We start from the raw sequence: 18,957 nt of genomic DNA on the forward strand, positions 1-18,957 counted from the left end.
TTGTTTTCGGTGCCTTGGCACTGACAGGCATGACTGTTCCGGCTGCACATGCGGTCGAAGGCAGCAGCGACGCGGGCATCGTCGTCCCCGACGAACCCGATGAGGACAGCGTCCCGGGGGCACCGACGCAGCGCGACGATAGCGAAGCCTATGCGATTTTTCAGGCGTGGAAGCGTCTCGACACGGGGCTGACGGCCAATATTGGCATCGCGATCCCGTCGCGCCGTCCGATCGAGCAGATGTCGCTCTCGTCTTCGTATGGCATGCGCGTCCACCCGATTACCGGCAAGCTCGCGCGTCACAATGGCGTCGACATTCCGGCGCCTTATGGCACCCCCATCTACGCCACCGCCGACGGCATTGTCGGCCGCGCCCAGCGCCTCGGCGGCTACGGCAATTATGTCGAAATCGAACATGGCAACGCGATCGAGACGCGCTACGGCCATATGTCGTCCTTCGTCGTGCAGCCCGGGCAGCAGGTGAAGAAGGGCGATGTCATCGGCTATGTCGGTTCGACCGGCCGCTCGACCGGCAACCATCTCCATTACGAAGTCCGCATCGACGGCGAACCGGTCAACCCGATGCCGTTCGTGCGGTCGGATTCGATGACGATCGCGGCGCTCACCGGCGACAAGCTGGCCATGGGCGGTCCCGAGTAACAGTTTCTCTGGGTCGGAGAGGAGGGGCGTCCCCAGGCCAGCGGCCGGGGCGCCCTTTTCTTTTGGGGCTAGCAATCCTATCTTCACAGGATGGCCACGCAGATCGACGATATCACCCTGTCTCCCGCCGCTGCGGCGCGCGTCCGCTGGATCGCCGAACGCAAGGGCGGCGTGGAACCTGCACTGCGCCTTGCAGTCGACGGCGGCGGCTGTTCGGGCTTCACCTATCGCTTCGGTCTGGCTGAAAGCATCGACGCCGATGACCGCGTCACCGAAACCGACGGGGTCAAGCTGGTGGTCGATTCGATCAGCCTCGATCTGTTGCGCGGCTGCATCGTCGATTTTGTCGATTCGCTCGGCGGATCTTCGTTCAAGGTCGAAAATCCCAACGCCGCCTCGGGCTGCGGTTGCGGCTCCAGCTTCTCGATCTGACGCCTTTCTAAGCGGCGCGCTTCCTGCCATAGCGGGGCGATGAAAGTCGCCACCTTCAACATCAACGGGATCAAGGCGCGGATGCCGCGTCTTGTCGAATGGCTCGATGAAACGCAGCCCGATGTCGTCTGCCTGCAGGAACTGAAATCGAGCGACGAAACGATGCCGACCAAGGAGATCGAGGCGGCGGGCTACGGCTTCCTCTATCACGGGCAAAAAGGCTTCAACGGCGTCGCAATCCTCGCCAAGGGGACCGATCCGGTCGAAGTGCAGCGCGGACTCGCCGGCGAGGCCGAGGACGAACAGTCACGTTATCTGGAGGCGGATGTTTTCGGCGTCCGCATCGGGGCGATCTATCTTCCCAACGGCAATCCGCATCCCGGCCCCAAATTCGATTACAAGCTGCGCTGGATGGCCCGGCTGCGCGAACGCGCGAAGGCGCTGCTCGCAAGCGAAATTCCCGCGATCCTGGCAGGCGACTATAATGTCATCCCACACGATGACGATGTGTGGGACGTGCGCGGCATGGCGGACGATGCGCTCATGCAGCCCGAATCGCGCGACGCGTGGTTCCGAATTCTCGGCGATGGCTGGACCGATGCGATCCGCAGCCGCCATCCGGCCGGGCATGTCTGGACCTTCTGGGATTATCAGGCCGGCGGGTGGCAGCGCGACCATGGTTTCCGCATCGACCATCTGCTGCTAAGCCCCGCGATGGCCGACCGCCTGATCGATGCGCAGGTCGACAAGGCGTATCGCGGCCGCGAAAAGGCGAGCGACCACGCGCCAACCTGGGCCACCTTTGCATGACGCCGCTGTCCGCCGATCAACTGGCGGACGTCCCGCTCTTCGCCGGACTGGGAGACGCCGAACGCGACGAACTTGCGACCGCCTTTGCGCCGCGCCACTTCGCCGACGGCGAGGCGATCCTGATCCAGAACGAGCGCGCCGACGGTCTCTATCTGATCGCGGACGGCCGCGTCGAAATCGGCAAACGGCTGCCCGGTGGCGGGCTCGCCACGCTGGCCCAGGCCGGGCCGGGCGAGGTGATCGGCGACATGGCGCTGATCGGCCGCGATCTTCGGCGGTCGGCGATGGGCATCGCGCGCGGGCCGGTGGCGACCTGGCACCTGCCGGCCGAACAATTTCGCGCCGCGCTGGCGCAGCTTCGGCCGGCATCGCTGCAATTGCAGGCGGCCCTCGGCCGTGCGATCGCGCAGCGCATCCAGGGGAAGACCGGCGACATTGCCGCGCTCCTCGAGCGCTGGCCGGACAGTTTTGCCGCCCGCCCGCAGCGCGCGCTCCCGCCTGTCGCCGAAGATGATTTCGCCGCCGAAGCCTTTCTGGCGCGGCTGCCCTGCTGCGCGGCGATGAGCGCGGCCCAGCGGCTCGCTTTCTGGAATGCCGGTCGCCGTGTCGATGTGGCCGCCGATCGCGATCTGGCCGCGCCGGGCGGCGATCCCGCGTGCATCTGGCTTGTCGTGCGCGGCGCGGTGCGCAGCGCGCTGCCGCATCGCGCGGGCATTTACCAGCTCACCGTGACCGGACCGGGGCAACTCGTCGGGCTGGCCCCCGCGCTGTTGGACAGCCCGCACGACCGGGTGCTGCGTAGCAGCGAGCAGACCACGCTGCTGGCTTTCGATCACGCGATCTTTTCCGAACTGCTGGCGACCGGCGACAGCCTAGCGCGCGAGCTCGGTACGTCGGTCAACGCCGATCTCGTGACCGCGCTCGATACGCTCGATCAGGTCGAGGCCCGGATCGTGGCGATGCGCCGCGGACATTCCGTCGCCGCTTAGGCGCTAGCGCTCCAGCGGGATCACCCGGAAATCGGGCCGCTTTCCGTCCATAACCGCGTGGACCATCGCATATTCGGGCACCGGCATCCATGTCGCGCTGTTCGACGAAAGCGGTTCGGATGCGATGATGATCGCGCGCGGTTCCTCTTCGCCGCCGACCATTTGCCACTCGCCATCGTGCAAACCGTAGTCGCGCCCGGTGGTGAACCACATCGACAGGAAGTTCATATTGGCTTCGTGGAGCTGGTCGGGCGATCCGGTGCGGTAATGGCCGAAATCGAAACAGTGGCGCAGCCCCAATATCTGGCGGCCGGTGGTCAGAAAGAGATCGCAGCTCGATGAGATGGCGATGCCGTGCCGGCGCCGCGCCGCCTCGACCAGATCCACCGTCCGCTGGACCGCGGCCACCAGTTCATCGGGCGCGGGCTCGGCGCGCCAGTCGCCCAGCTGCGATAGCAGCAGCGCATAGACCCATTCGCTGTCGGTCGATCCCGAGATCTGCGCGAGCAAGTCGGGCGCGATTGCCTCCGCCAGCGTGCGCTTGAGATCGCCGATGCGATAGATGTCGCCATTATGCGCCATCGCCACCGCGGCGCCGGGAAAATGAAAGGGGTGGGTATTCTGTTCGCTCACCTTGACGCTGGTCGAATAGGGCACCCCGCGGACATGTGCGATCACACATTCGGCGCGCGTCTTGATCGCCAGCGATTTCAGATTGCCGTCGAAAATTGGCAGCGAGGGGGATCGGTAACGGTGCGGCACATCGGGCACGAAACTGGTAGAATCCCACGCCATCATCCCGAACCCGGCGAGATTCAGCATGTGCAACATGCGCGGCATATAGGCCTGATTGACGAGGCTGGAGTCGGGCTTGAACAACAGATCGTCGAGCTGCACCGGTTCGCCCAGATACATCATCGCACGGCACATGATCGGTCCCCGCCCGCTGCTTCGCGTTCAGCCTACACCATTCGGTCCGTTATGAAAGGCCGTCAGCCGGGTCCGTCGCGATGGCACCATAGTCTCAGGCGTCGGGATAGAGCGTCCGCATCACCCGCGCGGGATCAAGCGCATAGTGATGCGCGATCGCGGCGCCGATCACGCTTTCGAGGCTGCGCGTCGGTTTGAGGTCGCGGCCGTCGAGGCGGTTCGCGACGCTCAGCCCCGGCCAGTCGGCCGAGACCATTCCGCCCGCGACCGGCCCCCCGCCCGCCAGCGCACCGCCGAAGAACATCGCCGCCGATCCGGTGCCATGGTCGGTGCCGCCGGTGCCGTTGACCGCAACCGTGCGCCCGAATTCGGTCGCGACCACGACCAGCGTGTCGTTCCACGCCGGGCCAAGCCCGACCTGCAGCGCGCCGACCAGCTGGTCGAGCCCGCGAAGCTGGGCCGTCAGCCGCCCGCGCTGACCGCTGTGCGTGTCCCAGCCGCCGGTTTCGATCATCATCGCCCGCGCCCCGTCGGCAGGAAGCATCAATGATGCCGCGAGCTTGCCGAGATCGGCACCATTGCGGCCATTGTTGCCGCCGATGTCGCCCGCCAGCTCCTGTGTCTTGACCGCGCTGTCCCACAGCGGGTGCAACAGTGCGTCGCCGGCATAGAGCGCCGACAGCCGCGCGATCAGATCGGCGTCGGCCTGCGGCAGGCGGCTAGGGGCGTAGGTGGCGACGGGGGCGCTGCCGCGCAGCGCCAGTGGCACCGCCGGCGCGATAGCGAGCGCCTCGCGCTCGGCGGCGGGCAGCAGCGTCAGCAGTCGCCCGACCCAGCCGTCGCTCTTTTCATACGGGCGCGAGCCGCCGCCTTCGAGCACATTCTGACCATCGAAATGCGACCGGTCGCGATAGGCGGTGGCGACGGCGTGCGCGAAATGCGCCTGCTTGGCGCGATAGAGATCGGCGCCGGCGGCAAGCGCCGGGTGCAGCGTGAACAGGCCGTTGAGGCTCGCGCCGCCGGCCTCTTCGGCGAGCGCGCCGCGCGCCGCGGCATAGGCGGGATCACCCGTCGGTGCGACGATCGCAAGGCCGTCGGCGGCGCCGCGCTGGATCACGAACACCAGCCGGCGCGGCGTCGCCGCGGCGGCATAGGCAAAGCGCGGGACCGCTCCGGCGGCGGCAATGGTCAGTCCGCTAATGAGCATATGGCGGCGCCAGAGGGTCATCGTCTATCTCCGCAGAAAGGCCGGGCTGGCATAGAGCAGCGCGAGCGCCTGGCCGGGGCTGTCGGCGCGGGCGACCGCCTGCGCGGTTTGCGTCGTCAAGGCGTCGGCAAGGATCAGCGGCGCGAGCTGGCGGGCATCGACGCGGTCGCCGATGCGACCGGCGATCCGGCTGGCGAGCTCGACGCGCTGCATCATCGCCGCCGATCCGGCCCAGGTCGCGACCAGATCGTCATAGCCGGCGGGCGATCCGGGGCGCCAGATCGGCTGGCCGAGCTGGGTGAACAGCGCCGGGACATTCTGCCGGTCGCTAAGCGCCGGCAGTTTCAGGCTTCGCATCACCGATACGGTCCAGTCCCACGGCGATTTGAACATCGCGGGTTCGGCCGCCCATGCCTCGGGCGCGGCGACGAGCGTGCCGTAGAGCGAGGTCAGGTCGCCGCCGGTCCGAAGGAAATCGGCCTCGAGCCGCGCGACGAGCGCGGGGGCCGGTGTGTCGCCGGAAAAATGCCGGGCCAGTTTGGTGGCGATGTGCCGCGCGGTCGCCGGATGCCGCGCAAGGTCGAGCAGCACCGCCTCGGCCTGGTCCGCGCCACCCTGCGCGTAGCGTTTGCCCATGATCGACTGCGCGCCGGGTTCGTGCAGCGGTGCGATAAAGACGGTGTCGCCGTCGGCCGCGCCCGCAGGCATCAGCCGCTGCCCGGCGCCGCGGCCAAGCCCGGCGACGGTCAGCCCGGTCAGCACCTTGGCAAAGGCAGTGACGTCGGCCTGCGTATAGCCGGTACGCACCCCCAGCGTGTGCAATTCCATGATCTCGCGCGCCAGATTTTCGTTGAGCCCCGGCGCCTGCCGCCGGCCTCGCGCGCGGATGCGATCGGACACCGGACTGTCGGGCCCGAAACTTTGCGCCTGATCGAGATAGAGCAGCATGGCGGGGTGCCGCACCGCCGCGATCAGCAGGTCCGAAAATTTGCCCATTATGTGCGGGCGGATCGCCTCGAACTCGTAATTGCCGGCAAAACCGATCACCGGCAGCTTGTCGGCCGACACGGCGAAATGGTTGGACCAGAAGTGGACGAGCCGTTCGGGGAAGGGCGTTGCCGTCGCGACCGCATTGGCAAGCCGCGCGGCGGCCGCATCGACATAATGGGTGCGGATTGCGGAGCGCGACAGGCGTTGCAGTTCGGGGTCCATCGCCGCGCCTGTGCCGTCCTTCCGGGCGACATCATCCGGCGCATTGCGGCGCATCGCTCGCCGGTCGTCCTGATATTCTACATAGGCGGCGGCGATGGCGGCGCGGCCGGGCAAGGCGGCGATCGGTGCGGGAACCGGGTCATAGTCGTCAAGTTGTCGCAGCAGCCAGGCCTGCGGATCGTCGGTCGCGGGATCGTCGAAGCGGCGGCCGAGGCCGAAGCGGTTGGCGGCAAGATAAAGGCTGGGCATTGCGCATCCTTCGGGTTCAGACCCCGAAGCTGCCCGCCCTTTGTCGCAAAATCATGCCAGCAGAATGGCGGCCCGCCGCGTCAGGACAGCGGCTTGTCGTAAAGCTGATACACGCGGTTGACCGTCGCGTTGATGGCGTCGGCGACCGCGTTCATCCCCTGATTGTCGTCGAGGACCCAACCGATATCGCCCTGCTCGGCGCCATATTTGGCGACGCCGTCGCGGCGGATATATTCGATCATCATGAAGGCGAGGGTGCTCGCCATGCGGCTGTTCTGCAACTTCTTGACCACGCCCATCAATGGCACGCGCAGCCGCTTGCTCTTGGGCTTGCGCAGCCACCAAAGCAGCCGCGCCCAGTTGAAGGGGAACAGCGATCCGTCCATCCCGATCAGGAGTTCGTTGATGTCGGGCAGCACGATCATGAACGCGACCGCCTCGCCGTCGACTTCGGCGACGCGGATCAGATCCTCGAAAACAATGTCCTTCAGCTTCTTGCCGACATATGCGATTTCGCTGTCGGTCAGCGGAACGAAACCCCAATTGTCCGACCAGGCGTCGTTCAAAATGCCCATGATCAGCTGCGCCTCGGCATCGAACTTGCGCTTGTCGACGCGGCGGATGCGGATGCGCTCGTTCTTCTCGCCCGCCGCGACGATGCGGTTTACCAGCGGCGGAAAGCCGTCGACGATGTCGACCGCATAGTTGAACAGCTTCTTGACCGGGCGATAGCCCTCGGCCTCGATCCACCCCTGATAGAGCGGGCTGTTGTGGCCGAGCATGATCGTCGGCGGCGTGTCGAAGCCTTCGACCAGCAGCCCGGGTTCGTCCCAGATCGAAATCGACAGCGGGCCGAGCGCGCGGTTCATTCCCTGGCCGCGCAGCCAGTCTTCGGCGCTGACGATCAATGCGTGCGCGACCTCGGCATCCTCGGCCTCCAGCAGCCCCCAATTGCCCGTCCCCGGACCCATGCCCTGGCTCGCCGGCTGTTCGAGCGCGAGGAAGTCGACATGCGCCGAAATGCGTCCCACCGTGCGGCCGTCGCGGCGTGCGAGGAACAGCTGCGCCTTGCCATGTTCGAACCAGGGGTTCTTGCCTGGCGTCAACAGGTCGAACGCTTCGTTTTTCAGCGGCGGCACCCAGGCGGGATCGCCGCGGTTGAGCCGGAAGGCCAGTTCGACGAATTCGCGCTTGTGCGCCTTGTCCTTGACGGGATGGATGGAGACGGGACCTTGCGAATGTGCGGCCATGGCTGGTTTCCTGAATGACGATGCCTATATTTGTGGCGACGCATTAGGGCATAGCTGTGGCGCTGGCGACCCGTATTCGGCCATCATGCTGCCACGAAATCATGGTGAAGACGCCGGCATGATCACGACCAATCCCGCTGCCGAACGGATCGCGACTCCCCCCGCGGCCCCGGCCACCAAGCCCCCCAAATCGGCGATTGCCGACGATATGGCGATGATCCGCGCGGCCTCGGAGCTGACGCGCGATCTCGTCAATCCGAACGCGCGCATCTATTGGGTCGATTTCCTCGGTTCGGCGTTCATCGGCTATGCCGGTGTCGCGGCTGCGATCCTGGCACCATCGACCGCATGGATGCTCGCCGCGGCGCTCATCGCCGTCGTAGCACTTTACCGCGCGGGCAGCTTCATCCATGAGCTGACGCATATCCGCAAAAATGCGCTCCCCGGTTTCCGGCTGGTGTGGAACCTGCTCGTCGGCATCCCGCTGCTTATCCCTTCCTTCCTTTACGAAGGCATCCACAGCCTCCACCATAACCGTACCAAATATGGCACGGTCGAAGATCCCGAATATCTGCCGCTGGCGCTGATGAAGCCGTGGACGGTGCCGCTGTTCGTCGTCGCGGCCGCCTTTGCGCCGCTGGCGCTGCTTTTCCGCTTTGCGGTGCTGACCCCGCTGTCGTTCGTCATCCCGCCGCTTCGCCGCGTGGTGATGGAGCGCTATTCGGGGATGATCATCAACCCGATGTTCCGTCGCCGCCGGCCCGAAGGCGATTTCCGCCGCCAGTGGGCATGGCAGGAAGGCGGGGCCTGGGCCTGGTCGACGCTGCTGATTGCGGGGGGCGTGTTCGGCTGGGTGCCGCTACGCGCGCTACTGATCTTCGGCGCCATCGCGGCGGCCAGCCTCGTGCTCAACCAGATCCGCACGCTCGTTGCGCATCTGTGGGAAAATGACGGCGAGGTGCTGACCGTAACCGCGCAGTTCCTCGACAGCGTCAACGTCCCGCCGCCCGGCCTGCTTCCCGAGCTGTGGGCGCCGGTGGGACTGCGCTATCACGCGCTGCATCATCTGCTGCCCGGCGTTCCCTATCACGCGTTGCCCGAGGCGCACCGCCGCCTGCAGGCGGCACTGCCGGGCGATTCGCAGTATCATGCCGCCAATTACCGCAGCCTGCCGAAGCTGGTGATGAATCTGGTCGCAGGCTCGGCCAAGGGAACAGCCGGCTGACCTTCGGCCGCGTCGGCCCTTGAAAGAAGGCCGGCGGCGACCGCTTCTACTGCGTTTCGACAGCCTGCTTGAACCGCGCAAGCCGCGCGGCCGCCGCTGCGGCATGCGGGCCGATCCAGCGGTCGTGAATGTCCTGGATCGGCATCGCGTTCAGATGGTTCCAGCGTTCGCGGCCGCGACGTTCGGCGATGACCAGCCCCGCCTCCTCCAGCACCTTCAGATGCTGCATCACCGTGCAGCGGTCGAGATCGGCGAAATGGTCGCACAGCGCCCCTGTCGTGAGCGGCTGATCCTTCAGATCGTCCAGAATCTGCCGCCGCACGCCGTGCGCGAGCGCCTTGAAGATGCGGTCGAAATCGTCGTGGATTGACATGTTATAAATTTATAACATAATTAAATGCGACTCAAGTGGAGAATGACGATGGAACTGAAATTCAGGGTCGCGGCGCGCATCGCCAAGCCGGTGCATGAGGTGTTCGAGGCGGTTGCCGATCCCGCGCAGCTTTCGCGCTATTTCACCACCGGCGGCGCGCAGGGGCGGCTCGAGACGGGCGCGGTGGTGACGTGGGATTTCCACGATTATCCCGGCGCCTTTCCGGTCCATGTAATCGAGGTGGTGCAGGATGAGAAGATCGTGCTGGAATGGGCAGCCTATGAAGGCCAGGCGCCGGGGATAGAGGGCGGGACGATGGAAGATGCCGCTTACCGCACCCGCGTGACGATGACCTTCAAGCCGCTCGACGACGGCCGCACGCTGGTCGAAATCGCCGAAGGCGGCTGGCGCGAAACGCAGGCGGCGCTCGACGGCAGCTACGGCAATTGCCATGGCTGGACGCAGATGCTCTGCGCGCTCAAACTCTGGGTCGAACGCGGCGTAAACCTGCGCGCCGATTTCTATGTCTGATGCCGTCTACGCGTTGCGCGCTATCAGCCCGCCATCGACCGGGATCACCGCGCCGGTGATATAGCTCGCCGCGGGTAGGACGAGGCTCAGCGTCACATGCGCGACCTCCTCGGGTTCGCCATAGCGGCGCAGCGCGGTGCGCCGCCGTGCGAAGATCGCCTTGTCCGCGTCGGGCACCTTGTCGGTCATCGCGGTGCGGATCGGGCCGGGGCAGATGCAGTTGACGGTGATGCCATCCTTGCCCAGATCGACCGCCAGCCCACGCGTCAGCCCGGTCACGCCCGTCTTTGCCGCGACATAGGGCGTGTCGCCGGGCGTCGCGCCCAGTCCCTCGGTCGAGGCAATGTTGACGATGCGCGGCGCGTTGCTCTGCCGCAGCCATGGGAGTGCCGCGCGCACCATGCGCTGGTGCGCGGTCAGCATCACCGCGATCGCGCGGTGCCAGATTGCGTCATAATCGTCGCCTGCATCGAGCGGGCAGAAGCTCGACACGCCGGCGTTGTTGATAAGGATGTCGATCCCGCCAAAATGCGCCGCGACGTCTGCGACGACACGCTTGATCGCCTCGCCGTCAGATACGTCGAGCGCGAAAGCGCGCGCGCCGTCGCCGGCTTCCGCGGCAACCGCCTCGCATGCGGCAGGGTCAAGGTCGGTGACCGCCACCTTCGCGCCCTCGCGCGCCAGCAGCAGTGCGGTCGCCCGCCCCATGCCGCTCGCCGCGCCGGTCACGATTGCGACGCGGCCCGCGACGGAGCGCGAGAGGGCGGCTGCCTGTGTCACCGGAACGGCGGCTCGTTGAACGCGCGCAGCTTGCGGCTGTGCAGCTTGGCGCCCTCGTCGTGCATCAATTCGCAGGTGCGGATGCCGATCTGGAGATGCGCGGCGATCGCTTCTTCATAGAAACGGTTGGCCTGTCCGGGCAGCTTGAGTTCGCCGTGGAGCGGCTTGTCGGACACGCACAGCAAGGTGCCGTAAGGCACGCGGAAGCGGTAGCCCTGCGCCGCAATGGTCGCCGACTCCATGTCGATGCCGATCGCGCGCGACTGCGAGAAACGCAGCGCGGAATCGGTGAAACGCAATTCCCAGTTGCGATCGTCGGTGGTGACGACGGTGCCAGTGCGCATCCGTTTCTTGAGGTCGGCGCCGCTGGTTCCCGACACCGCTTCGGCGGCGCTCGCCAGCGCCTGCTGGACCTCGGCGATCGGCGGGATCGGAATTTCGGGCGGCAGCACGCTGTCGAGGATATGGTCGTCGCGCAGATAAGCGTGGGCGAGCACATAGTCGCCGATCCGCTGGCTGGGACGCAGCCCGCCGCAGTGGCCGATCATCATCCACGCCTCGGGCCGCAGCACCGCGAGGTGATCGCAGATCGTCTTCGCGTTCGAGGGGCCAACGCCGATGTTGACGAGCGTGATGCCGCTGCCGCCCTCGGCAATCAGGTGATAGGCGGGCATCTGGTGCCGCCGCCACGCGCTGTCGCTCGCGAGCGCGCTGGCATTGATATCCGGCTCGTCGACATAGAGGCCGCCCGCGCCGGCGAGCGCGGTGTAGCGCCCCTTGCCGACCTGCGCTCCCGCCCAGGCGACGAATTCGTCGACATAGCGGTGATAGTTGGTGAAAAGGATATAGCGCTGGAAATGCTCGGGCGCGGTGCCGGTATAGTGGCGCAGGCGCGCGAGGCTGAAATCGGTGCGCAGCGCGTCGAACAGCGCGAGCGGCTGCGCCGCCGCGGGGTCGAAGCCGAACAGGCCGTCGGCCAGCTCGTCGCCGATATCGGCGAGCTCGGTGGTGGGAAAATGGCGCGCGAGTTCGAGCGGAGTGACGCGGCCCATGTCCGACCCGTCGCTGGCATCGAGCACATAGGGGAAGGGGATCTGCTGCCCGGTGCGCGTCACCTCCAGCGTCACCTCATAGTGGCGGACGAGCAGGGTCAGCTGTTCGCGCAGATAAGCCTCGAACAGATCGGGGCGCGTTACCGTCGTGACGAACTCGCCCGCCCGCTCGAAATGACCGAAGGCGAGGTTGTGGCCGCCCTGGCCTTCGCGAAACTCGCCATTGGTGACGAGGCGCAGCGCCGGATAGTCAAACAGGCCGGTCGCGGCGGCGTCGGCGGGCGGCGAGGTGCCGTCACGGACGAAGGCGGCGATGGCGGATTTGAGATTGCCGACCGACGTTCGGAAACGCGACTGAAGTTCGGCGATGACCCCTTCGACAAGGGTGGTGGGGTCGACGATATTTTCGTTCGATGATTCTGATGTCATCGCGACGCTGTTGCACGAAAATATGACAAAAGGAAAGGGGGGCGGCGCCGCGCCGCGCCGCCCCTCATTTCAATCCGCAAACTGCTCAAAGCTGTTCGAGCATATGGTCGGCGCTCGACACCTTGAATTCGCCCGGGGCTTCGACATTGAGCTGCTCGACGACGCCATCGTTGACGACCATCGAGAAACGCTGGCCGCGCTTGCCCATGCCGAACGCCTTGCCATCCATGGTCAGCCCCACCGCTTCGGCGAAATCGCCATTGCCATCGGCAAGCATCGTCACGCTGTCGGTCGCGCCGGCATTCTTCGCCCAGGCGCCCATGACGAAGGCGTCATTGACCGCGGTGCAAACGATTTCGTCGATGCCCTTGGCCTTGAGTTCGGCTGCCTTCTCGACGAAGCCGGGCAGGTGCTTGGCCGAACAGGTCGGCGTAAAAGCGCCTGGAACCGAAAAGAGCGCAACCTTACGGCCCTTGAAATAATCGGCGGCCGAAACCTGTTCGGGGCCTCCTTCGGTGACCTTCACCAGCTTGGTGTCGGGCAGCGAGTCTCCGGTAGTGATGGTCATGCTGGCATCCTTTCGTTGGGGGGTCTTGTGCGGGCGAGACATTGGGTGTGCGCCGCCGCGAGTCAAGCGGCGCAGCGTTCGCATTGCACAATGGACCCCGCCGTTCGTCGATATGGCCGCAAAGACGCTGGACCGTGCGCGCCCGGCAGTCCATGATGGGGCGATGGAAAAGGCGCCGACCTGGTTCACCGGCCAATTGCTGCTCGCCCTGCCCGGCATCGGCGATCCGCGTTTCGATCACTCCGTCATCGCGATGATCAGCCACGACGAGGATGGTGCGATGGGGATCGGCATCGACGATCCGATCGACGGCATGACCGTCGGTGCGGTGCTCGATCAGCTCGATATCGCGCACGACGCTCCGCTCGATCAACCGGTCTTTCTGGGCGGACCGGTCGAACCGTCGCGCGGTTTCGTGCTCCACAGTCGCGACTGGTCGGGCGAGGGCGCGGTGCAGGTGTCGGGGCGCTGGATGATATCGAGCTCGCACGACATATTGCGCGCCATCGGCGAGGGGCGCGGGCCGTCGCAATGGCTCGTCGCGCTCGGCTATGCCGGATGGTCACCGGGGCAGCTCGAAGAGGAAATGGTACGCCACGCCTGGCATCTGACGCCCGGCAGCGACGCGTTGCTGTTCGACACGCCGCCGGCGCAGCGGTGGCAGGCGGCCTTTGCCGAAGCCGGCATCGATGCGCGCCTGCTGACGGTGGAGGGCGGCGAAGCGTAGGATCGCCGCCCGTCGATCCGCTGCGTCAGTGCGCCAGGGCGAGGAGCGGGCGCCCTTGGCCAAGCCGCGCGAGCGCGGTTCGGGCGGCCCAGCGCGAATCCATGAAATCGCCGTTCGCAAGCTCGAGGTCGTAGCGGATCGGGCTGTCGATCGCCGACCGATAGGCGGTCGCGGCGTCGGCGGTGCGGCCAAGCCGGGCATAGGCGGTGCCCAAATTGATCAGCCGCGACGGATCGCGGGCATCGACCCGGCCGTCGGTCAGCTTCGCCACTGCCGCCTTGTTTTCACCCGCCTGCAATTCTTCAAAGGCAACCGACAGCGGCGTCGAGGCGCTGTCCTCGGTGCCCGTGACGATGATCGACTGAGCCATCGCCGGCGACGCGACGGCCAGGGCTGCCAGGCTGAGCAGAATTTTTTTCATCTAGGTATCTCCCCGAAAACTTTGACCTATTTTCTCGTTTGTCGGGATGAAAGTCAATGAATCGCCGGCTATGTAACATTGGTGTCACATGGCCGGATTATGCTGAGCGCAAGGCGCATTATAAGGCAAATTTCTTAGGAAGTTGGCTGTTGCAAGACCGTGTCACAATTGCGCCCCGCGGGTTGTAACATTGGCGCGCGCCCGAATTTTATTTTGCGCTGCCTCGCGATTGGCGGCGGACGAATCGTGCCTGCGCCGCGTCCGACTGCGACCCGCGCCTTGCAGATATAAAGAAAAGTTTATATTTGAATGGCGACGCGCTTTCGGTTAGGGCGCGCAACATAATTGCTCGACAATTCGGGGCCGCTCGCCTGCGGCCGTACTCGCCAATATGGAGACTCCCCCGTGGCCACCACCGCAGCCAATGCCACCATTACCGCCGCCAATGCCGCAATCGCGGCGGCGAAGACCAAGGACGGCGCCGCCGACTATGTGATTGCCGACATCGGCCTCGCCGACTTCGGACGCAAGGAAATCGCGATCGCCGAAACCGAAATGCCCGGCCTGATGGCGCTGCGCGCCGAATATGGCGCGGCGCAGCCGCTGAAGGGCGCGCGCATCACCGGATCGCTGCACATGACGATCCAGACCGCGGTGCTGATCGAAACGCTGATCGCGCTGGGCGCCGACGTGCGCTGGGCGACTTGCAACATCTTTTCGACCCAGGATCATGCCGCTGCCGCGATTGCTGCCGGCGGCACGCCGGTGTTCGCGGTGAAGGGCGAAAGCCTTGCTGAATATTGGGATTATGTCGGTCGGATCTTCGACTGGGGCGACGATCAGACCGCGAACATGATCCTCGATGACGGCGGCGACGCCACGATGTTCGCGCTGTGGGGCGCGCGCGTCGAAGCGGGCGAGCCGCTGTTCGAACCGACCAACGCCGAAGAAGTCGAATTCGTCCGTGCGCTCAAGGAATTCCTTGCCGCCAAGCCGGGCTATCTCACCAAGAGCGTGCGCGCGATCAAGGGCGTGTCGGAAGAAACGACGACCGGCGTCCACCGCCTTTACCAGCTGGCCAAGGAAGGCAAGCTGCCCTTCCCGGCGATCAACGTGAACGACAGCGTCACCAAGTCGAAGTTCGACAACCTGTATGGCTGCAAGGAAAGCCTGGTCGATGCAATCCGCCGCGCGACCGACGTCATGCTGGCCGGCAAGGTTGCGTGCGTTGCGGGCTTTGGCGACGTCGGCAAGGGCTCGGCCGCCTCGCTCCGCAACGGCGGCGCGCGCGTGCTGGTTACCGAAATCGACCCGATCTGCGCGCTGCAGGCGGCGATGGAAGGCTATGAAGTCGTCACGATGGACGAAGCGGTCGCCCGCGCCGACATCTTCTGCACCGCGACCGGCAACGCCGACGTCATCACCGCCGACCATATGGCGGCGATGAAGCCGATGGCGATTGTCTGCAACATCGGCCACTTCGACAGCGAAATCCAGATCGCGGGGCTCGCCAATTACAAGTGGACCGAAGTGAAGCCGGGCACCGACCTCGTCGAATTCCCCGATGGCAAGCAGATCATCGTGCTGGCGAAGGGCCGCCTCGTGAACCTCGGCTGTGCGACCGGGCACCCGTCGTTCGTGATGTCGTCGAGCTTCACCAACCAGACGCTCGCGCAGATCGAGCTGTTTACCAAGGCCGACGATTACAAGAACGACGTCTATGTCCTGCCCAAGCATCTCGACGAAAAGGTCGCAGCGCTGCACCTCGAAAAGCTGGGGGTGAAGCTGTCGACGCTGACGCAGAAGCAGGCCGATTATATCGGCGTGCCGGTCGATGGACCGTTCAAGCCCGATCATTATCGTTACTGATCGTTACTAATTTTTCATAAGCAGACTGTAGGGTCGCGCTGCCGTCCGGAGACCGGATGGGGGCGTGGCCCTTTGCTTTTGGGGGTTCGGGGCAACGCTCGCTCGATTCAGATTTTGGTGCAGCCGGGGGGCATCGCTTAAACGAGGGAGTTCCCGGAATGATTACCGTGCGCGCGATGCGAGCAGGGCTTTATGGCGGCCTGTCCGCGCTGGCTATTCTGGCGGCCGCCGCGCCGGCTGCGGCGCAGGATGTTGTGCCGGATGCGTCGGCGGACGCCGACAGCAGTACACAGATCATCGTCACCGGGTCGCGCATTGCGCGCACCGATGCGGACACGATCCAGCCGACGCTTGTCACCACCTCCGACCAGATCGACCGCCGCGGCTATACCAATGTCGCGCAGGCGCTGTCGGAAATTGCCGCCTTCGGCGTTCCCGGCAACAGCAATGTCGGTGCGCAGGAGGGGCCGTTCGGTTCGGGGCAGACCTTTGTCGATTTCTTTTCGCTGGGCAGCCAGCGCACGTTGACGCTGGTGAACGGTCGGCGCTTCGTGTCGTCCAATACCGCCTCGGTATTCGGGCCGGCGGGGCCGGGCAGTCAGGTTGACCTTAACGTCATCCCCGAAACGCTGGTCGATCGCATCGAAACGGTCGCGGTCGGCGGCGCACCCATCTATGGCTCCGATGCGATCGCGGGCACCGTCAACATCATCCTCAAGCGGGATTTCGACGGGCTTGAAATAAAAGGCCAGGCGGGCGTGTCGCAGCGCGGCGACGCGCCGGATTATCGCATCAGCGTCATCTGGGGCGCCGATTTTGCTGACGGGCGGGGCCATATCACGCTGAGCGGCGAATGGAATCGCGCACGCGGCCTCGCCACGGGCGATCGCTTTCTGACGAGCGCCGCCGGCCCCTTCTTCACGACCGCCGCCGATCCGGCCTCACCCTTTCAGCAACAGCTCTATTATGATCAGCGGCTCAACGTTTTTACAAATAGCGGGGTACCGCTTGCCTTCGACAGCATCCCCGAATTCGGCGGAATTTTCGATGCATCGGGCAATGTCCTGACGTTCAACGACGCGGGCCGGCTCGTCCCGCTCGACTTCGGGACGCGCACGGGCAGCCTGTTCGAAAGCTCGGGGGGCAACGGCTTCGCGACGAAAGATTATGGCAATCTCTCGACGAACAATGACCGCTATCTCGCAACCGCGCTCGGCAGTTTCGACCTGAGCGACACGGTCCGCTGGTTCGGCGAGGGCTGGTATGCGCACAGCAAAGGGACGAACATCGCGGCCCAGCCGCTGTATAACACGGCGCTGGCCGGACCGGGAACGTCGCCGAACGGCAATCTGGTGCTCAGCCTCGACAATCCCTATCTGAACGACGCCGACCGGGCGACAATCCGTGACAATCTGGCCGCCTATGGTCTGCTCGGCGGGATTCCGATCGATGCCGACGGCGACGGCAATCCCGATTTTGCGACGGCTCCCGACAGCTTTCTGATGGCCCGTGCCAATACCGACCTGACGACGGGCCGCGCCGACACGACGGTCGAACTCTATCGCTTCGTCACCGGGCTCGACGGCGAACTCGGCGTCGGCGACCGGATCTACAAATGGGATGTCTCGGCCAACTACGGCCATTCCAAAACGCGTGGGCGTGAACGTGTGCTGGTGCAGCAGAATTTCCTCAACGCGGTCGATGCCGTCGATGAGGGTGTGTTCGGCGGCGGTGCCGCCAACGGCAATATCATCTGCCGCCCCGGATACAGCAACGCGAACATCGCGACGCTAAATGCCACCTGCGCGCCGCTCGACCTGTTCGGTGTCGGCCGCTTCAGCCAGGCTGCGCTCGATTATGTGACGACGATCGCCGATCCGACCGCGACCAATTCGCAGTTCGTGCTGAGCGCGTCGGTCAACGGGCCGCTGTTCCAGCTGCCCGGCGGCGATGTCATCGCCTCGCTCGGCTATGAACATCGGCACGAGAAGACCGCTTTCGACCCCGGCGCCTATTATTATGGCGAGGATGTCGGGGGCGGATTCCGGATGCCGTTTGGCCGCAGCATCCCGATCGATCCGGTGCGGGGCAGCTTCACGACGAATGAATTTTCCGGCGAGCTCAAGATTCCGGTCGTTACGCCGGGGATGGACAGCTTCGTCAATGCGTTCGAACTCGACGGCGCGGCGCGCTATATCGATCATTCGGCAGCGGGGGGCGACTGGACGTGGACCGCGGGCGGACGATTGTCGCCGGTCGCCGATGTGACAATCCGCGGCAATTTCACCCGCTCGGTGCGCGCGCCCGCGATCACCGAAAGCTTCAGCCCGACGTCGCTGGCCTTTGCAACGGCCAATGATCCGTGCGATCGCCGCTTCGTCAATTCGGGACCGAACCCGGCGCAGCGGCGCGCAAACTGCATTGCCGGGGGGATAGCGAACCCCGATGCCTTCACGTCGAACATCGTCGGATTCACGGCGCCGATCTCGGTTTCGGGCAATGCCGCACTCAAGAACGAGCGCGCCGACAGCTGGACCGTCGGCGCGATTGTCCGCCCGCGCTTCGTGCCTGGTCTGACGATCACCGCCGACTGGGTCGATATCCGGCTGCGCGATGCGATAATATTGCTCGGTGCCGGCCAGACGCTCGACGCTTGCTATGATGCGGTCGCCTATCCGGCGACGGTTTGTGGCCAGATCGACCGCGATCCGGGCGGGCAAGTGACTTTCGTGCGCACCGGCTATGCCAATGCGGCGTCGATGGACTTCCGCGGCCTGACCGCCGAAATCGCCTATCGGCGCGAGATTGCGGCGGACACGGCGCTCGGCCTGTCGCTCAATTACTTCTATCTCGACAAGCTCGAAACGCGCGTCGGAACCGGCGATATCGACACCGCGCGCGGCGAAATCGGCAATCCCAAACATTCGTTCACCGCGAATGTCACGGTCGATCGCGGCCCGGTAAATCTGCTCTGGCAAACGCAATATTATGGCAAGAGTGTGTGGAACGCCGACGCGGCGCCCAACGCGCTGGAATATAGCGGTGTCGGCTCGTGGTGGCTGTTCAACGCCTCGCTCGGCGTCGACGTGTCGAAGCAGTTTTCGTTGCGCCTGATCGTCGACAATGTCTTCGACGCAAAACCGCCGTTCCCGGCGCCGGCGGCCAATGGCACGATCACCTATTATTCGGGCATTTTAGGACGCTATTTCCGCGCATCGGCGACGGCAAAATTCTGACCGCGTAC

General features: G+C 65.2%; 18 protein-coding genes. 9 read left to right on the forward strand and 9 right to left on the reverse strand.

Annotation, left to right across the window (positions count from 1 at the left end):
* The first annotated feature begins 29 nt into the window (after positions 1–29).
* From L0963_RS02985 to L0963_RS03000, 4 genes are all read left to right on the forward strand, one after another.
* Positions 30–659 (forward strand): M23 family metallopeptidase, encoded by a 630-nt coding sequence (locus L0963_RS02985; protein WP_003040511.1) that lies wholly within the window; start codon positions 30–32, stop codon positions 657–659.
* A gap of 90 nt (positions 660–749) precedes the next feature.
* Positions 750–1,091 (forward strand): iron-sulfur cluster insertion protein ErpA, encoded by a 342-nt coding sequence (gene erpA, locus L0963_RS02990; protein ID WP_040589381.1) that lies wholly within the window; start codon positions 750–752, stop codon positions 1,089–1,091.
* A gap of 39 nt (positions 1,092–1,130) precedes the next feature.
* Positions 1,131–1,901 carry an exodeoxyribonuclease III gene (gene xth / locus L0963_RS02995; protein WP_062900668.1) on the forward strand — a complete coding sequence of 257 codons (771 nt, stop codon included), beginning with the start codon at positions 1,131–1,133 and terminating at the stop codon, positions 1,899–1,901.
* Positions 1,898–2,890, forward strand: a complete 993-nt coding sequence (locus L0963_RS03000) for a cyclic nucleotide-binding domain-containing protein (RefSeq protein WP_186402600.1) — start codon at positions 1,898–1,900, stop codon at positions 2,888–2,890. The genes xth and L0963_RS03000 overlap by 4 nt, the downstream gene beginning before the upstream one ends.
* Before the next feature lie 3 nt (positions 2,891–2,893).
* Here the strand turns inward: L0963_RS03000 and L0963_RS03005 are convergent, their stop codons facing one another.
* From L0963_RS03005 to L0963_RS03020, 4 genes are all read right to left on the reverse strand, one after another.
* The gene (locus L0963_RS03005; protein ID WP_186402601.1) at positions 2,894–3,820 is read right to left on the reverse strand and encodes a class II glutamine amidotransferase; all 927 of its coding nucleotides are present in this window, start codon (positions 3,818–3,820) and stop codon (positions 2,894–2,896) included.
* A gap of 94 nt (positions 3,821–3,914) precedes the next feature.
* On the reverse strand, positions 3,915–5,048 hold the full coding sequence (locus tag L0963_RS03010; protein WP_234178550.1) for a DUF1501 domain-containing protein: 1,134 nt from the start codon (positions 5,046–5,048) through the stop codon (positions 3,915–3,917).
* A 3-nt stretch (positions 5,049–5,051) separates the two neighbouring features.
* The gene (locus L0963_RS03015; RefSeq protein WP_186402602.1) at positions 5,052–6,488 is read right to left on the reverse strand and encodes a DUF1800 domain-containing protein; all 1,437 of its coding nucleotides are present in this window, start codon (positions 6,486–6,488) and stop codon (positions 5,052–5,054) included.
* Positions 6,489–6,568: 80 nt separating this feature from the next.
* Positions 6,569–7,738, reverse strand: coding sequence for an N-acetyltransferase (locus L0963_RS03020; protein ID WP_186402603.1), 1,170 nt, complete (start codon positions 7,736–7,738; stop codon positions 6,569–6,571).
* 118 nt (positions 7,739–7,856) lie between these two features.
* On the opposite strand from L0963_RS03020, the gene L0963_RS03025 reads away from it, so the two are divergent.
* Positions 7,857–8,963, forward strand: coding sequence for a fatty acid desaturase family protein (locus L0963_RS03025; RefSeq protein ID WP_062900662.1), 1,107 nt, complete (start codon positions 7,857–7,859; stop codon positions 8,961–8,963).
* 46 nt (positions 8,964–9,009) lie between these two features.
* On the opposite strand, the gene L0963_RS03030 is transcribed toward L0963_RS03025, so the two are convergent.
* A complete protein-coding gene (locus L0963_RS03030; RefSeq protein ID WP_062900661.1) occupies positions 9,010–9,336 on the reverse strand; it encodes an ArsR/SmtB family transcription factor in 327 nt (108 codons plus the stop codon).
* A 48-nt stretch (positions 9,337–9,384) separates the two neighbouring features.
* Here L0963_RS03030 and L0963_RS03035 point away from each other — a divergent pair, with 48 nt between their 5' ends.
* Positions 9,385–9,867, forward strand: a complete 483-nt coding sequence (locus tag L0963_RS03035; RefSeq protein ID WP_186402766.1) for an SRPBCC family protein — start codon at positions 9,385–9,387, stop codon at positions 9,865–9,867.
* Positions 9,868–9,873: 6 nt separating this feature from the next.
* Here L0963_RS03035 and L0963_RS03040 read toward each other — a convergent pair whose 3' ends face one another.
* From L0963_RS03040 to L0963_RS03050, 3 genes are all read right to left on the reverse strand, one after another.
* Positions 9,874–10,647, reverse strand: a complete 774-nt coding sequence (locus L0963_RS03040; protein WP_217372652.1) for an SDR family NAD(P)-dependent oxidoreductase — start codon at positions 10,645–10,647, stop codon at positions 9,874–9,876.
* Positions 10,644–12,128: an AMP nucleosidase gene (locus tag L0963_RS03045; RefSeq protein ID WP_186402605.1), complete on the reverse strand. Its 1,485-nt coding sequence runs from the start codon at positions 12,126–12,128 to the stop codon at positions 10,644–10,646. The genes L0963_RS03040 and L0963_RS03045 overlap by 4 nt, the downstream gene beginning before the upstream one ends.
* An 85-nt stretch (positions 12,129–12,213) precedes the next feature.
* Entirely contained in the window at positions 12,214–12,696 is a 483-nt protein-coding gene (locus L0963_RS03050; RefSeq protein ID WP_003040485.1) for a peroxiredoxin, read from the reverse strand.
* 112 nt (positions 12,697–12,808) lie between these two features.
* Between L0963_RS03050 and L0963_RS03055 the strand changes: the two genes are divergently transcribed.
* Positions 12,809–13,423 (forward strand): YqgE/AlgH family protein, encoded by a 615-nt coding sequence (locus L0963_RS03055; protein WP_186402606.1) that lies wholly within the window; start codon positions 12,809–12,811, stop codon positions 13,421–13,423.
* Between the two features lie 25 nt (positions 13,424–13,448).
* On the opposite strand, the gene L0963_RS03060 is transcribed toward L0963_RS03055, so the two are convergent.
* Positions 13,449–13,844: a hypothetical protein gene (locus tag L0963_RS03060; protein ID WP_062900658.1), complete on the reverse strand. Its 396-nt coding sequence runs from the start codon at positions 13,842–13,844 to the stop codon at positions 13,449–13,451.
* A 432-nt stretch (positions 13,845–14,276) separates the two neighbouring features.
* Between L0963_RS03060 and ahcY the strand changes: the two genes are divergently transcribed.
* Both ahcY and L0963_RS03070 read left to right on the forward strand, forming a co-directional pair.
* A complete protein-coding gene (ahcY, locus tag L0963_RS03065; RefSeq protein ID WP_409372288.1) occupies positions 14,277–15,713 on the forward strand; it encodes an adenosylhomocysteinase in 1,437 nt (478 codons plus the stop codon).
* Between the two features lie 158 nt (positions 15,714–15,871).
* The gene (locus L0963_RS03070; RefSeq protein WP_186402607.1) at positions 15,872–18,949 is read left to right on the forward strand and encodes a TonB-dependent receptor domain-containing protein; all 3,078 of its coding nucleotides are present in this window, start codon (positions 15,872–15,874) and stop codon (positions 18,947–18,949) included.
* Positions 18,950–18,957 lie beyond the last annotated feature (8 nt).

This window comes from Sphingopyxis sp. NFH-91, assembly GCF_021401285.1.
GTDB classification, from domain to species: Bacteria; Pseudomonadota; Alphaproteobacteria; order Sphingomonadales; family Sphingomonadaceae; genus Sphingopyxis; species Sphingopyxis terrae_A.

Excerpts from the sequence above, each read along its gene's own strand:
- L0963_RS02985 (WP_003040511.1), top strand. The coding sequence starts at position 30 with ATGACTGTTCCGGCTGCACATGCGGTCGAAGGCAGCAGCGACGCGGGC.
- erpA (WP_040589381.1), top strand. The coding sequence starts at position 750 with ATGGCCACGCAGATCGACGATATCACCCTGTCTCCCGCCGCTGCGGCG.
- xth (WP_062900668.1), top strand. The coding sequence starts at position 1,131 with ATGAAAGTCGCCACCTTCAACATCAACGGGATCAAGGCGCGGATGCCG.
- L0963_RS03000 (WP_186402600.1), top strand. The coding sequence starts at position 1,898 with ATGACGCCGCTGTCCGCCGATCAACTGGCGGACGTCCCGCTCTTCGCC.
- L0963_RS03005 (WP_186402601.1), bottom strand. The coding sequence starts at position 3,820 with ATGTGCCGTGCGATGATGTATCTGGGCGAACCGGTGCAGCTCGACGAT.
- L0963_RS03010 (WP_234178550.1), bottom strand. The coding sequence starts at position 5,048 with ATGACCCTCTGGCGCCGCCATATGCTCATTAGCGGACTGACCATTGCC.
- L0963_RS03015 (WP_186402602.1), bottom strand. The coding sequence starts at position 6,488 with ATGCCCAGCCTTTATCTTGCCGCCAACCGCTTCGGCCTCGGCCGCCGC.
- L0963_RS03020 (WP_186402603.1), bottom strand. The coding sequence starts at position 7,738 with ATGGCCGCACATTCGCAAGGTCCCGTCTCCATCCATCCCGTCAAGGAC.
- L0963_RS03025 (WP_062900662.1), top strand. The coding sequence starts at position 7,857 with ATGATCACGACCAATCCCGCTGCCGAACGGATCGCGACTCCCCCCGCG.
- L0963_RS03030 (WP_062900661.1), bottom strand. The coding sequence starts at position 9,336 with ATGTCAATCCACGACGATTTCGACCGCATCTTCAAGGCGCTCGCGCAC.
- L0963_RS03035 (WP_186402766.1), top strand. The coding sequence starts at position 9,385 with ATGGAACTGAAATTCAGGGTCGCGGCGCGCATCGCCAAGCCGGTGCAT.
- L0963_RS03045 (WP_186402605.1), bottom strand. The coding sequence starts at position 12,128 with ATGACATCAGAATCATCGAACGAAAATATCGTCGACCCCACCACCCTT.
- L0963_RS03050 (WP_003040485.1), bottom strand. The coding sequence starts at position 12,696 with ATGACCATCACTACCGGAGACTCGCTGCCCGACACCAAGCTGGTGAAG.
- L0963_RS03055 (WP_186402606.1), top strand. The coding sequence starts at position 12,809 with ATGGCCGCAAAGACGCTGGACCGTGCGCGCCCGGCAGTCCATGATGGG.
- L0963_RS03060 (WP_062900658.1), bottom strand. The coding sequence starts at position 13,844 with ATGAAAAAAATTCTGCTCAGCCTGGCAGCCCTGGCCGTCGCGTCGCCG.
- L0963_RS03070 (WP_186402607.1), top strand. The coding sequence starts at position 15,872 with ATGATTACCGTGCGCGCGATGCGAGCAGGGCTTTATGGCGGCCTGTCC.